The sequence below is a fragment of the Desulforamulus profundi genome (genome assembly GCF_002607855.1).
Genome location: NZ_AWQQ01000054.1, coordinates 114577 through 127912, shown reverse-complemented (window position 1 = coordinate 127912; position 13336 = coordinate 114577). Strand labels below are relative to the sequence as shown.

Sequence of the window (13336 nt, the reverse complement as noted above, 5' to 3'; positions counted from 1 at the left end):
GGGAAACAAGACCGTGAATGACAACTGTTTTCCAAGTTCGGAAGATAACTGCCAAAAATATGTTTTTTCCAACAATAGTAAACCACCGTCTTGTGACAAACGGGGGTTAAAAAATTTTCGATTTATCTCGAAAACTTTTTGTAGTTTAGCGGTTTAGCAATAGATTTCTTACCGCTTCATCGATTTTATCCTTATCAGTTACCCCTTCATGCAGCACCGGTCGCTTGTCCAGGTCCCGCAGCCCTGTTGGGATTGACCAACCGGTAAAGGCGGACAAGTCATTGAGCAGCTCAAATTCACTCTTGCCGGCAATTGCCCGGTCCCCTAAAAGGCTTTGGCGACACTGCCGTTAAATTTAAAGGGGCTGGCGGTGGATGCAACCACACTATAGGTGGTGTCCCCGGTGGCCTGACGGTATTTTTCCAGCACATGGATGGCCACGGCGGTATGGGTATCCAGCAGGTACCGGTGCTGCGCCCAGGTTTCCCGGATGGTGTCCAGGGTCTCCCGGTCGCTGGCAAAGTCTGACCAGAAATGGCTGCTTACTTTCTCCCTGATGTCCTGGTCGACGGTGTAGACACCGCCGGTCTTCAGTTCGGTCATCCAGCGGTTGATTTTATCCGCCTGCCGTCCGGTTAATTCGTAAAGCAACCGCTCCAGGTTGCTGGAGATTAAGATATCCATGGAAGGGGAGAGGGTCTTTAAAAACTTCCGGTTGCGGTCGTAGGTCCCGGTTTGGATAAACTCCGTCAGCACATTATTGGCGTTGGCGGCACAGAGCAGGCGGTGGACGGGTAGTCCCATGGCCTTGGCATAGAAACCGGCCAGAATATTACCGAAATTGCCGGTGGGGACGACAAAATTAATCTTTTCGCCCGGCTGGACGGTCCCCGTCCGAACCAAATCGGCATAGGCAGAGAAGTAGTAGACGATCTGGGGCACCAGTCGACCCCAGTTGATGGAGTTGGCAGAAGAGAGACGGTAACCCTTTTCCTCTAAAATCTCCGAGAAATCTTTGTCCCCGAAGACCTGCTTAACGCTGCTTTGGGCATCGTCAAAGTTGCCGCGGACCCCCAGGACATGCACATTTTTCCCTTCCTGGGTGACCATTTGCAGCCTTTGCACTGCACTGACCCCTTGTTCAGGATAGAAAACAATAATACTGGTGCCGGGCACGTCCGCAAAACCGTCCAGGGCTGCCTTGCCGGTGTCCCCGGAAGTGGCCACCAGGATGACAATCTCAGAAGTCTCCCCGGTTTTCTCCATCGCCCTGACCAGGAACTGGGGCAAAATCTGCAGGGCCATATCCTTGAAGGCGCAGGTGGGACCGTGCCACAGTTCCAGCACGGCGGTATCCGGCGTAAGGGGCTTCACAGGAGCCACCTCGGGTGTATCAAACTTGTCCCCGCCGTAGGCAGCTTCCACGCAACGGGTCAAGTCTTCTTCGGTATAGTGGGTCAGGAATGACTTCAGAATCAATACGGCCCTTTCGGTATAGGAGAGGGGGATAAGGTTTTGCAGTTCCCTATCCGTCAAGGTTACTTGTTCTATGGGCACAAACAGACCGCCATCGGGGGCAATGCCTCTCTTAATCGCTTCAGCGGCAGAAACTGCAGGAGAATTGCCGCGGGTACTTTCATACTTCATAAAACAGCCTCCCTAGATTATCACTGAATCATATAAATACTTACATTAAACTACAAAACGACCTCTTAGTAAAGATAAAACCAGGCAGAAAATACAACACCAATAATTGTGAATATTTTTAAAAAATTTTGACTTTGACAAAAACCTACATTTTTATTAAAGGTTTTTTATCTTTTATTGTTGAATTGCCTCTAAACATTGACCCCTAAAAAAGTGGTGTTAATTTGCTTGGGAAGTTTCGTCGTAAAATTTTTCCCTTACACATTACGAAGAAATTTTACCTGTGGATGATCCTCCTGATTTTTGTCCCCGAATATTGTCCTCGGCGTTTTTTCTTTTGCCAGTTTTTTGGAGGAAAGGGAGCACTGCAAATGCGGGGAGGTAACCGTAAAAACCTTGTCGGACGGAGAAGAGGTGATCCTGGCCGTCAGGGACCCGGGAGAGGGAGAAGGTATTGAACCGGCTGTGCTGAAGAAACTGGGAACCCCCTTTTTTACCACCAAGGAAAACGGCACAGGATTGGGGCTTTCCACCTGTTACAGCATCGCTACCAGGCACCATGCCGGCATCAAAATCCAAACAGGATCCGGGGGAACGACTTTTTTTGTAAGGTTAGGATGCAATAGATGTTAAACATAATAGGAATATGTTTATTTTAGGCCGGAAAAATTCTGGCCTGATTTTTTAACTGTAACATTGGATTAAGCTTGTGGTTTCTAAACACACGGTAATTTTTCGGCATTTTTTGCTCTCTTAAGGCAAAAATAAATAAGGACAGGCAGGTGAGAGTATTGATGCCAATGATTATGGCGCTGGTCTTTTTACTGTTCTGTAATGTATGCCAGGCTGCAGAACCAATGGGCCGCATCGCCGTCGATCCGGGACATGGCGGTTATGATCCCGGGGCCATGCGGGATGGGATCATGGAGAAACATCTAAATTTAGAAATTGCCGAGGAGATTGCCATGATTCTAAAGGAAAACAACGTAGAGGTCCTGTTAACCCGGCAGGGGGACTATAATCATGCCATTCTCGGCCTGCATAAAAAAGAGGCCAAAAGGTACGACTTTCAGCGGAGGGCGGAGATGGCCAAACAATTTGGGCAGATGCCATGGTCAGTATTCATGTGAATGTTGGGCCGGGCAGGTGTATCGGTCCGGAGGCCTTTTACTATGGTAAGTCAGTCCAAGGGAAAGTGCTGGCGGAGTGCATCCAGAAGGAACTGCACCGGATTCCTGAAATAAGGAAACGCACCATTAAGACCGGCAGGTATTATTTATTGACTCATACCAGCATGCCCTGCGTCATTGTGGAAACGGGGTTTATCAATAACCCGGCGGAAAGAAAAAAGCTGTTGGATAAGAAATACCAACAGGTATTGGCCCGGGCCATCTCCCAGGGGATTCTGGAATACCTGAGGGAAAAAGAAAATATTCCGCAAGAGAAAAAAGGTTTCGGCCCCTTATTCACATTTTTCGTTACATTACAAAAGAAGGTGAGCTGACATGGGACGTTACCGGTGGATTATGTACCTGGTTCTTATCAGCATGATCATCAGCATTGGCTATGTGGTTTTAGGAAGACTGCTTACCCTGGCTTAAAGGAGATGCAATCATGCCAAACAATAACGCAAAGGGCCAGAGGGAAATAAACTCTGCCGTCAGGAAAGAAGATGGAGAAATAATCGGTTTCCAATTAAAGGACCATCATTTCATAGATTATCAAACCGCTTTGTCGGAGGCGAAGAAAGGCAAGCTCGTAGGTATTAATCTGTATCCTGATTTTGTCAAGACTGTTACCGGTAAGGGAGAACAAATTGGCTTGCTAAAAAGGTTGGTGAAGTTTTTCTCCGGAAAATAAACAAAATACCCGTTGGAAATATTCTTGGGCAGGAAACAAGCCTGATGTTTTCCGGCAAAACGGTACACCGACAGGGAAATATGGTGAATATCGAAGAAATTTTCGCTTTCCCTGGCAAACACCACCTGTGCACAGAGGTCTATGCTTTCTTCCTTTGGCTCCGGCTCCGCTGGACATTTATCTTGGACAAGGGGTTTAAATTTATGACTGGCATTAAAAAACACATCCTCTTTAAACATAGTAAAAACAACCATCATTTTGGTTTCAAAATCACGGGAAATTCCATTTCCTACATAATATGTTTTTTAAGGAAAAAATGCCAAATATTTAGGTAATAGCTAATATTTGCCGGGCAAGAACGATTAAAATAAGTAAGCGAACACAACAAGTGCGTTCGCTTGACAGGGTTAGTAATGCAACCTAAATGTGATTCGTTATAGATCTGACTCCTTCTGCAGCTTCTTTGCAAAATCATCCAGGGCCTCTAATTTGTACTTTTCGATATCCGGTACCAGGGTGGATTCAACCTCCCGGGCCATGGTATCGACCTGGTCGTTCCGGTGCGGCACATCATTGATTAAGTTTTTCACTCTGCAGTTGGAGCCGCTTTCAATCACTTTGGGGTCACTGTGACCCCTGTGACCCGGTTGACGATTGTGATCCATGCGATCCGTGTAATCCCGTTGACGGCTGTGACCCCTGCGATCCCTGTTAAACTTGGGTGATTGTTTCTCTATAAAGGATCGCCGGCAGTTGAATCAGGTCAAAACAATAAACCTGCTGAATTTCTCATCAATGGGAAGTTGAGCGGGTTTATTTGTGTCTTACGCTGGGCCAACCTGATTTCCATGTACAGGCACCAATAGAATTTTTACCCATACAGGGGCGGCAGGTATGATTTAACAGAACCTCCTGTCGACAAGGCAGAGCGGGAGGAGCATCTGGTTCGAGGAAAGGAGCTTCATAGTGCAGCCCTGGCCGGCGATAAACATGCAGCAGGATGGCCTCCAGTTTCTTTAAAAAAACATTGATAACGACCCCAGTGACCGGCTGTCCCAGGCCTATTATGCCGACTGCGTTTCAATGATCGGGCGGGACAGTACCGACCACCGGGAATTGTTTTCCCATGCCATCAAAGCTATGAAAAACTTTGATGAAGCTGTCAACTATAGCCCCGATGATATTGAGATCCGCCTGCTGCGGGCCAACCACAGTCTAAGGCTGCCGGAAGCATTCTTCTGCCGAACAGCGACTGCAATAACTGACCTGGAATACCTGGTTGAACGGTACCAAAAGGATCGCGGAATTTTTTCCATAGAAACCTACTGGCAGGTTCTCTACGATCTGGGCAGGGCTTACGAGCGTTTGGGCATGGAAAAAGAATGCGCTGCAGCCTGGGAAACACTCCTGTCCCTGAACCCGGATGCAAAATACAGAGAACTGATCCGGATGTGATCCGGGGATGAAGCTGTCTTAAGCAAGAGATTAAGAACCCGTCAAGATGAATACACAGAGGGCTTCAGGCTGCATGACCTGGGGGTGGCCGGTAACAGGAAGGCGACCCAACTAGCCCCGGAGCTATGGAAAAAAATTTACGAAAAGAACCCCGAGGACCCCACCGCTGAAGCTTATTACGGCAGCTGCCTGGCGCTGGAAGCAAGGAATTCTACCAATACCGGCAATCGCCCCTTTCTCATCCCGGCGTGGAACTGCAAAAAATTCTGCTGCTTGATATTTCAGACAGGGAAAGGGCCAAAATCCTGGGCCAAAATATCCGGCATCTCTTAAACCTTGCTTAAAGGAAGGAGGCAGCACAATGAACGACCAGGAAAAGCTGAACAGGTTGAACCAGTTACTGGAGTATTGTAAAGCCTCGGCCTTTTACCGGGACCGTATACAGGAGCAGCCCCTGGGTTCCCTGGAGGAATTGAAAAAAACCAAGGAGGATTTGCGGAACCAATCACCCTTTGGGCTGCTTTGTGTCCCCCGTGGTGAACTTTACCAGTACCACGAGTCCTTCGGCACCACCGGCCTCCCGGTATCGGTTTGGCTGACCAGGGAAGACTTTGCGACCTTCACCAATGAACTGGTCGGGTTGGGTGTTCACTTTAACCGGGAGGATACGGTACTGGTGCGTTTTCCCTATTCCAGCCATTGCTCACGCCACCCATGCGGCAGCGCTGTCTGGAAGTTCGCGGGCGCCAGGAGGACACCCTGACAGTGGGGAACCGGGTACTGGATATCTGGGACCTGCAGGAAATTGTCTCTGCTCTTTCCTGCCGCCGCTTCTGGGTGGCTGGCCCCGGCCCACAGGGGCTGCACCTGGTGATCGAGGAGGAAAAGCCCGGCGATTCTGTGAGTGACAATCAACTGCAGGTATTGGAGGATGTGTATAAAGTCAAGATCAAGATCGAAATTGTGTCCAGGGGGACGCTGTACAACCGGGCAGAACTGCTTTCCCTGGGTGTGGTGGGAAAACCCCGCTATATTTATTCGGAACAGGAAATAAAAGAAAAGGCTTACATCCATTCTTCCAGATTGTAAAGTTAAACTAAATTCAAGTCAAGAACCGTCCCCACTTGAATTAATGCTGGGGTGGCCCGGGCCCTGCTCCGGGCCATTATCAAAGAATTACGCTAAAAAATACAAGAACTAAAAAGTGCCGGCCTTTCGATTTTGCTGGTGGAGCAAAATATCCAGGCGGCTCTGCAACTCGGACCGGGTTTATATTATGAGCAAAGGGAAAACAGTCTATAAAGGAACCGCAGCACAGCTGCAGAATAAAGAGGAAATCAAGAAACGTTTTCTTATGTTATAGAGTGGAGTTGGCGGAAAAAATGGTTGGGAGGAGAAGACTTCCAACCACTTTTTCTTTTAGCCAGGAAATTATGCTTTTTGTAAACTGTGGATAACTTTTGGAGCGAATTTTGTTTTTCTACCCATACAAAATAACTTAATAACTTAAGTACCAGGTACCTTTGTTCCCCGGGGKTTTTTCATGCCTGCTTCCAGTCACGGCTATACATTGTTGGTTCACAATTTGCCGGAAAATATTGCTAATTTTCCTCAGAGTGGTTGATACAGAAGTTTTCCTTTTTCAATTTCATAATTTGTTCAGTGCTTACCAGGTAATCCGTATATTGTCGGATTACGCTGCATTTAAGAATTGGCGGTTCAAGGATTTTCTGGCCCAATATTTCCGACCTGAGTAAAATTTCAGCTTCGTTAACCCCCAACAGTGAACGCATGCCGGTGCTGCTGCTGAAACGGGGGTTAATTTCGAAGATGTAGGGCTTTCCTTCCAGCAGGCGTGATTGAAAGTTGCAGGGTCCGTATGGTTTTAAAACCCGGGCCACCTCTTTGCAGTAATTGGTAATTTCGGTGAAATCGTCAAAGTCAGCAGCGATGGTCATACCATCCTGTAAATATCTTTTTAAAGTGATGCCGGACAGAACGTTACCCTTTGCCCCGGTGCAGATGCCCGTGGTAAATTCTCCAAGGTCTCCCGGTAAATACTGCTGCAGAACGATGTCTTTTTTGCCGGTGATTAGGGAGTTAAGTTCATTTAAACTGTTTACTGTATATAAATCCTGTGACCCGGCGCCGCGCCGGGGTTTCACGATGATTGGAAAATGCACGGCTTCAATAAAAGCATCTATTTGCTCCCAGTCTTCCGGGTAACGGAGGGTGCGGGGAAAATAAAACCCCTGTTCCTTAAGGAAATTAACGGTATGCCATTTATCACAGCATATTTCTAAGACACCCGGTGGATTAACAAATACCCTGGCCCCGGTGTTCTCTTCAATTTGGGCCTTATGATTGCTAAAAAAGGATATTTCCTTGGAGGAAGCAACAAAAATCGCGTTAATATTTTCCTTCTCAATAATATTTGATAATTGCTTTAAATATTGTTCCTCCTGGTGCACCGGTGGTACGATATAGCCGCGGTGGGCCAGGTGCAGCCCCAAAGTCCTGGGATTTATATCGCAGGCCACCAGTTTTAGAGCCAAGTCCGATTTTAATAACGATTGAATAATGCAACGCCGTAAAGGGAACCGGACCCGGAGATTAATACATGAATCTTTTTCATACAACCACCTGCTTCGTTAGATAATCCTTACTTTGAGGCCCGCAGTTAAAAATCAAATCCACTGCCGACAAACCGGGTATAAAATTGCCCCATAACTGGGGGTATACCGGGTGTTCAAATTCCTGATATACCAGACGAATGTTATTTCTCTCAAAGTCCATTTCGTCATTATAGGCCCGCGCTCCGGTTCCCGACAGGTAAATGTCGGCGTTAAAATACTTGCAGATATTGATGATTCTGGTCCCTTTGCTGCCTGTGATCCCCGAAATCTCAGAGGACAGTACCAGGGGAGTTTTAATTTCCAGTACTTCCCGCATGACATGGATTAACCGTAGGTTCAGTTGGGCCAGCTTTTCGCCGGGATTGGAATAAATGGATAAAAAAAGCTCTTCATACTTCTTCCAGTAGGGAGACCGGACATAGCAGGTATGCAAAGAACCCCAATGGTTTTTATGCCACATACTGTCTTTAGCGATGGTTACATCTTTAATTAAACAGTGCTTGTCGCTTCTGTTTCGCGGCACGCTTAACAATCTGGCCCCCTCCGGTCCCTTTATTTTGTTTTTGTTGGTAATTTCGCTTCTCGAGTGAACTACATCGTCCAGGATTACAAATAAATCGCAGGATATCATTTTATGAAAATATCCGAGCCAGGGCAGGTAATTCGGTTGATGGCCGCTGATAATCACCGTTGCAACCCCCTTTAATCAACGAATTTAACGGTAATTATTAATTGTTTCTACAATGGTTGATAAGTCGATTTCGTTAAGGGCCGGGTGCACCGGGATAGAAACACAGCTGTTTGCTAAGATCCCCGCTGCCGGCCAGGTGCCGGCGCTGTACGGTTTATTCCGGTAAGACGGCTGGGCCGGAATAATCAGCGGGTAATGAATGCCGTAGCCGATTTCCTTTGCAGTCAGGTAACCGGTGAAATGGTGCCGGTCAGCTACCCTGAGTGTATATTGGTGGTAAACGTGCGTCCTGTCAGGTGGCGCCGGCGGTTTTTGTACCAGTGGGTTGACGATGAATTCGTCATAGAATTTTGCGTGCTTTCTTCTTTTTTCATTAAGCGTTTCTAATTTTTTTAGCTGCTCCAGTCCGATGGCGGCATGGATATTGGTCATGCGGTAGTTATATCCCACTACTTCATGGCAGTACCGCCTTCGCTGTCCCTGGTTGACCAGCATTCTGGCTTTTTCTTCAACGGCCGGGTCATTGGTGATAACCATGCCGCCTTCTCCGGCGGTCATATTTTTGGTCGGATAAAAACTAAAGGCGGCAGCTTTGCCAAAGTTACCGACCTTCTGTCCACGGTAAGCAGCGCCGTGGGCCTGGGCGCAGTCTTCCAGGACGATGAGGTTATGTTTATTTGCCACTGCCATGATTTCAGACATATCTGCCGGCAGTCCGAAAAGGTGCACCACCAACACCGCCCTGGCATCCGGGTGATTTTTCGCCGCAATTTCCAGTTGGGCGGGGGAAAGGTTACAGGTTACCGGGTCAATGTCAACAAAAACCGGCGTGGCCCCGGTATAGAGAATTGCATTGGCAGTGGCAATAAAAGAAAAGGGAGTGGTGATCACCTTATCTCCTGCACCGATACCCAGTGCATCCAGCATTACGTGCAGTGCCGTTGTACCGGAAGAAGTGGCAACGGCATAGGAGGAATGATTATAGCGCATAAATTCCTCTTCAAATTCATGCACATAACCGCCTGCAGCAAGCATGCCGCTGCGCAAAACCTCAATAACCCTGTCTTCCTCTTCTTTCCCCAATAAAGTTTTTGCGTGAGAGATCACCTTTAATAGCCCCCCTTAAGCTTGCTGCATTAACTTATGACACATCCTGATATTGGCTTTATGTCCTGTTCGAATACCAATGAAGTGCCCTTTAACCGGCTGACCCAGGGTAGAAATATCCCCCAGCAGGTCCAAGATTTTATGTCTGGCCGGCTCGTTGTTCCATTGCAAATGTAAAGGCCCCGAAGAAATAACCAGGCAATCATACAACCCTTTTCCAATTAATTTGACAACCTCGTCATACTCATAATCCATAATATAGGACCGGGCCGGCGCAAGCCCGAAATAAACTCATGACTATCATCCAAAACAAAATGAGCTAGTTGCGTGGGCAGCTGCTTGCCGGGGTAGTCAAGCAGATAAGTCAGGGTAAGTCGTGGGGCGGGCAAAGCCAGTAGAACACGGTCATAACGGACACCGTCGTAATAAAAGGAGTCAAACAAACATTGCGACTCACAGACAGCAAAATATTTTTTGGGTACGTTTTGGGAAACCGGCTCTGCCTTTAAGAGCGCCTCAACAAAATCCCGGCTGCTGAAGCTACTGACCACCGGAATGTAAGGACTGTCCAGGTGAATCCTGATGTTGTCCAGCCCCAGCCCGGCTATGGCAGCTAAAAGGTGTTCGGTATGTTCGATCCGAATATCGTTTTTAACCAGTGAAGTCCAGCGGGAATCGGTACAGGCATATTCCGGCCGGCACCGGACCTCCGGTCGCCAGGCCAAGTCTTCCCGGACAAAGACAATACCGGTATCGGGCGGAGCCGGTTGAAATGTTACAGTGGTATAGGTCTGGCCGGTAATGGCGATACCGGCACACCGGGTTGCATACTTGATGGTTTTTTGCATATTTGTCCCTACCTTAAGCCGGTAAGCCGGAGTATTTGTGCAGCGCGATAGTTGTAGGTATTGAAGTAGGAATAGACTTGACTCTGACCCTTCAAAGCGATTTTCTTTCTCTTTCTTTCGTGCCTCAAGTAGTAATCCAGCAATCGCAAGGTCTCATCCGCTGACCGGGAGACCACCAGGTGTTTTCCCGGTCTAAATTTTTCCCGGACGGCTTCGGTATCCACTGTCAGAAGAAACCCCCGGCGCCCAGGATTTCATAGGTTCGCGAGGTTAACTCGTTGGTTACGTTTTGAAAACCGAGAACGATTTTAGCGGAACTGTAAACATGATTGGTTTTCAGGTACGGCAGTTTACCCCGCAGGTGGTAGGCATCTACGTCAAACCCGACAATATCGGGGTCCAGAGTATCCCAGCGGCCGCCCCAGATCACCACGTCATAGCCATTTTCCACCAGGGGTTTTAATAATATCTGTGCACTGTCCCTACGATAGGAACTCCAGGTTATGCCGGCGGTGGCCACCAGGGCGATATCGCACTTGTATTCCTCTTTTGGCATGGCAGGGCGGTGGAATTCCGGATTGCATGCCCAGGGCAGGTAGTGGGCGGCATAGCCAAGTTCCCGGTAGAAGGGTATCGATTCCCGGTCGATGGTGAAGATAAAGTTTGGGTGGGTGGCTTCAATATAGGGTAATGACCATTCATCGGTCCAGCGAGGATCTTCCGTTGCCCAGTAGGCATGTTTTACCCGGTGTTTTTTTATGAGCTGTCCTAAAATTTTCAGTTTTCTTTTGGTATGAATTTTGGTCCAGCCGGCCGTTACTACCAGATCCGGCCGGTTTTTCCTCAGCACCCGGTCCAGTTCTTCCTCCACGATGTCGTTTAATACGGTGACCTGACATCCCTGCCTCTGAAAACCGGGGGGCAGGCCCAGTAAATACTGAGGATCCGTTTCGATAAAAAGAATTTTCACAAAATCACCTTCTGTTACAAATCTAGAGAATAGGTTTCTCTCAAAACACCCCGACCGCCAAACTTTTCTTTAAATCTAAAGAGTCCCTGGTTGACAAACTTTCCTTTGTTTTCAGTGGAGATGCCCCAGTCCAGGTAATGGTAACCTCTTTCGATTCCCCAGTTGATTAATCTGTAAAATAACAGGTCCAATGAACGCAGGTGCTGGTATTCACTGTTATTAGCGATGTAGAAACAGTTGATAACCCGGCTGTTGAGCAGAAAGGCTACCACCCCGCTGATCATGTCTTCCTCATAATAGGCTGCAAACAGCTTGATGGATTGAGGGTATCTTTGCGTCAGATCCACGATTTCCGGTAATGTATGGGTGGGATGGGTTTTATGCCGCTGTTTGAGATTATTTGTCAATATGTTCCGAAAAGTTTTGTAGTCACTGCTTTCCTTTATGGTAACTCCCAGTTTTTCAGCCTTGTGCCTATTCCTTTGTGCGCTTTCGGCCATGTAGTGTGTTTTGAAGGGTGTTTCTTTTAGCGGCAGGGCTGTAGCCAATTCCGTGCTGCTAAGGGAAAAACCGTAATAACGTAAGGCAAAGTCGATTTCATCACAGGGCCAACAATGATAAATACGGGGGACCATTTTAAGTTCTATAGAATGAAAGTTGTTAGCCTGACAGTGTTCAATCAATATAGGGACCAGGGCCAGTGCTCTGGCAGTATTAAACTTCAGGTCAATAACAATTCCCCCGTGAGAGGCTCCCGGATAAGAGGAAAGCAGACGTTTTTCTCCATTATGTTTTATAGCGCCCGGAATGACAGCCGTTAATTGATCGTGCTCGTCATAAACCATCAGGGAATGATCCATAAACCGATTCCGGGGGTGATAGTTTAAAAAATGGCGCTGCTGCATAAATGTGCCGTTTCTGGACTTGATAACGAACTCATCCCACCGGTCTTTCAAGTCTTCATCATAAACTTTAATTCTCATCATGATCACCGCCGGGCTTAGTAAAATAACGTCTTGATCCGTTATTTAAAAGAGATTGCTCGATTAAATCCATTACCTTCATAACCCAGGTAATATCGCCGAACCCGGTTCTGGGCACGGAGTCTGATTGAATACAGTGGATAAAGTGTTTGCACTGGACGGTTAACGGAGGGATTTTTTCCAGGTTAGGCAAAGTAATGTCACCGTTATAGGGTAGCAGCGTTAATTTAAAATCATCCCGGGTATCGTCAAGAATGGCTACCAGCTTGTTGCCCGCAACAACCGTTTGGCGTTTTTTCTGTGGGTAAAGAGAGTTAGCATGAATTTGCACGTACAAGTCATCGGGAAATTCCATGGATATGGTTATCAAATCATGGATGCCGTCCTGTAAGAAGCTTTTTCCCTGTGCGGCTACCCACACGGGATTCTTGTTAACCAGATATCTAACAATGGAAACGTCATGCACAGCCAGGTCCCAAAGGACATCACTCCGAATTCTAGCTAGGCTGGTTCGATCTAATAAAATGTATCTCAGCTTCCCCAGTATTTCCTGGCTTACATATTCATGGAGTTTCATCACAACCGGGTGGTATTCCATCAGATGGCCGGCCATTAAAAGAGTATTCTTCTTTTGTGCCAATGTAATCAATTCAGCCGCTTCACTATATGACAGTGTGATTGGTTTTTCTACCAGTACGGCCTTGTTGCGTTCTAAACAGTTTACCGCTATGGAAAAGTGAGTATGTGGTGGAGTAGCAATGATTACGCCGCTCAATTCGTCATCCTTTAACAAGTCCTGACAATCTTTGGTTGTCTTTAAGTGGGGATGGAATTGTTTGACTTTCTTTAGGACATCGTCATTTAAGTCGCAAACAGTTAAAATCTTTGCTTCCGGTATTGAATTTAAAGTATTTAGATAATTAAACCCCCAGTTGCCACAGCCAATTAAACCGAGTCCAATCATTTTTCCTACCCCATTTAAAATTAATTATCCGAGTAAATATATTGTAAAATATGAAAAATTATGGAAAAAGGTGCATGGGGATTTTTGTTCTTTGTCGAAATTAAAAAGTGGGCTGAAGTTCTTTAAACATTGCTGATGGGTTAGCTGCTTTGATCGTTCATGTATAAAGCTATGG

General features: G+C 47.0%; 16 protein-coding genes and 2 pseudogenes. 8 read left to right on the top strand and 10 right to left on the bottom strand.

The window, feature by feature from the left end; genetic code table 11:
- Window positions 1-145: 145 nt before the first annotated feature.
- A pseudogene (gene thrC / locus P378_RS09735) lies at window positions 146-1647 on the bottom strand (threonine synthase).
- A gap of 303 nt (window positions 1648-1950) precedes the next feature.
- Here thrC and P378_RS09730 point away from each other — a divergent pair.
- The 4 genes from P378_RS09730 (at window position 1951) to P378_RS09720 (ending at window position 3507) form a co-directional block, all read left to right on the top strand.
- Window positions 1951-2280, top strand: a complete 330-nt coding sequence (locus P378_RS09730; protein WP_099083116.1) for an ATP-binding protein — start codon at window positions 1951-1953, stop codon at window positions 2278-2280.
- Window positions 2281-2441: 161 nt separating this feature from the next.
- Entirely contained in the window at window positions 2442-2777 is a 336-nt protein-coding gene (locus tag P378_RS22935; RefSeq protein WP_274378684.1) for an N-acetylmuramoyl-L-alanine amidase family protein, read from the top strand.
- On the top strand, window positions 2759-3151 hold the full coding sequence (locus P378_RS09725) for an N-acetylmuramoyl-L-alanine amidase family protein (RefSeq protein WP_274378683.1): 393 nt from the start codon (window positions 2759-2761) through the stop codon (window positions 3149-3151). The genes P378_RS22935 and P378_RS09725 overlap by 19 nt, the downstream gene beginning before the upstream one ends.
- Before the next feature lie 110 nt (window positions 3152-3261).
- Complete coding sequence (locus P378_RS09720; RefSeq protein ID WP_099083115.1) at window positions 3262-3507, top strand: hypothetical protein; 246 nt, start codon at window positions 3262-3264, stop codon at window positions 3505-3507.
- Window positions 3508-3941: 434 nt separating this feature from the next.
- Here P378_RS09720 and P378_RS09710 read toward each other — a convergent pair whose 3' ends face one another.
- Complete coding sequence (locus tag P378_RS09710; RefSeq protein WP_099083113.1) at window positions 3942-4172, bottom strand: hypothetical protein; 231 nt, start codon at window positions 4170-4172, stop codon at window positions 3942-3944.
- 418 nt (window positions 4173-4590) lie between these two features.
- On the opposite strand from P378_RS09710, the gene P378_RS09705 reads away from it, so the two are divergent.
- The 4 genes from P378_RS09705 to P378_RS09690 all read left to right on the top strand — a co-directional run bounded on the left by P378_RS09705 (window position 4591) and on the right by P378_RS09690 (window position 6051).
- Window positions 4591-4962: a tetratricopeptide repeat protein gene (locus tag P378_RS09705; protein WP_099083112.1), complete on the top strand. Its 372-nt coding sequence runs from the start codon at window positions 4591-4593 to the stop codon at window positions 4960-4962.
- An 84-nt stretch (window positions 4963-5046) separates the two neighbouring features.
- Complete coding sequence (locus P378_RS09700; RefSeq protein WP_099083111.1) at window positions 5047-5295, top strand: hypothetical protein; 249 nt, start codon at window positions 5047-5049, stop codon at window positions 5293-5295.
- Window positions 5296-5323: 28 nt separating this feature from the next.
- The gene (locus P378_RS09695; RefSeq protein ID WP_099083110.1) at window positions 5324-5725 is read left to right on the top strand and encodes a phenylacetate--CoA ligase family protein; all 402 of its coding nucleotides are present in this window, start codon (window positions 5324-5326) and stop codon (window positions 5723-5725) included.
- Window positions 5726-5727: 2 nt separating this feature from the next.
- The gene (locus tag P378_RS09690; protein WP_099083109.1) at window positions 5728-6051 is read left to right on the top strand and encodes a hypothetical protein; all 324 of its coding nucleotides are present in this window, start codon (window positions 5728-5730) and stop codon (window positions 6049-6051) included.
- A gap of 512 nt (window positions 6052-6563) precedes the next feature.
- Here the strand turns inward: P378_RS09690 and P378_RS09685 are convergent.
- From P378_RS09685 to P378_RS09645, 8 genes and pseudogenes are all read right to left on the bottom strand, one after another.
- Window positions 6564-7601, bottom strand: a complete 1038-nt coding sequence (locus P378_RS09685; protein WP_099083108.1) for an ATP-grasp domain-containing protein — start codon at window positions 7599-7601, stop codon at window positions 6564-6566.
- On the bottom strand, window positions 7594-8286 hold the full coding sequence (locus P378_RS09680; protein WP_099083107.1) for a WbqC family protein: 693 nt from the start codon (window positions 8284-8286) through the stop codon (window positions 7594-7596). The genes P378_RS09685 and P378_RS09680 overlap by 8 nt, the downstream gene beginning before the upstream one ends.
- Window positions 8287-8313: 27 nt before the next feature.
- Entirely contained in the window at window positions 8314-9396 is a 1083-nt protein-coding gene (locus tag P378_RS09675; RefSeq protein WP_099083106.1) for a DegT/DnrJ/EryC1/StrS family aminotransferase, read from the bottom strand.
- A gap of 15 nt (window positions 9397-9411) precedes the next feature.
- Window positions 9412-9651 (bottom strand): UDP-3-O-acyl-N-acetylglucosamine deacetylase, encoded by a 240-nt coding sequence (locus P378_RS22930; RefSeq protein WP_099083105.1) that lies wholly within the window; start codon window positions 9649-9651, stop codon window positions 9412-9414.
- The gene (locus P378_RS09665; RefSeq protein WP_099083104.1) at window positions 9618-10244 is read right to left on the bottom strand and encodes a UDP-3-O-acyl-N-acetylglucosamine deacetylase; all 627 of its coding nucleotides are present in this window, start codon (window positions 10242-10244) and stop codon (window positions 9618-9620) included. The genes P378_RS22930 and P378_RS09665 overlap by 34 nt, the downstream gene beginning before the upstream one ends.
- An 8-nt stretch (window positions 10245-10252) precedes the next feature.
- Window positions 10253-11214, bottom strand: a pseudogene (locus P378_RS09655) (CgeB family protein).
- A gap of 14 nt (window positions 11215-11228) precedes the next feature.
- Window positions 11229-12200 (bottom strand): GNAT family N-acetyltransferase, encoded by a 972-nt coding sequence (locus tag P378_RS09650; protein ID WP_099083101.1) that lies wholly within the window; start codon window positions 12198-12200, stop codon window positions 11229-11231.
- Entirely contained in the window at window positions 12187-13161 is a 975-nt protein-coding gene (locus tag P378_RS09645) for a Gfo/Idh/MocA family protein (protein ID WP_099083100.1), read from the bottom strand. The genes P378_RS09650 and P378_RS09645 overlap by 14 nt, the downstream gene beginning before the upstream one ends.
- Window positions 13162-13336 lie beyond the last annotated feature (175 nt).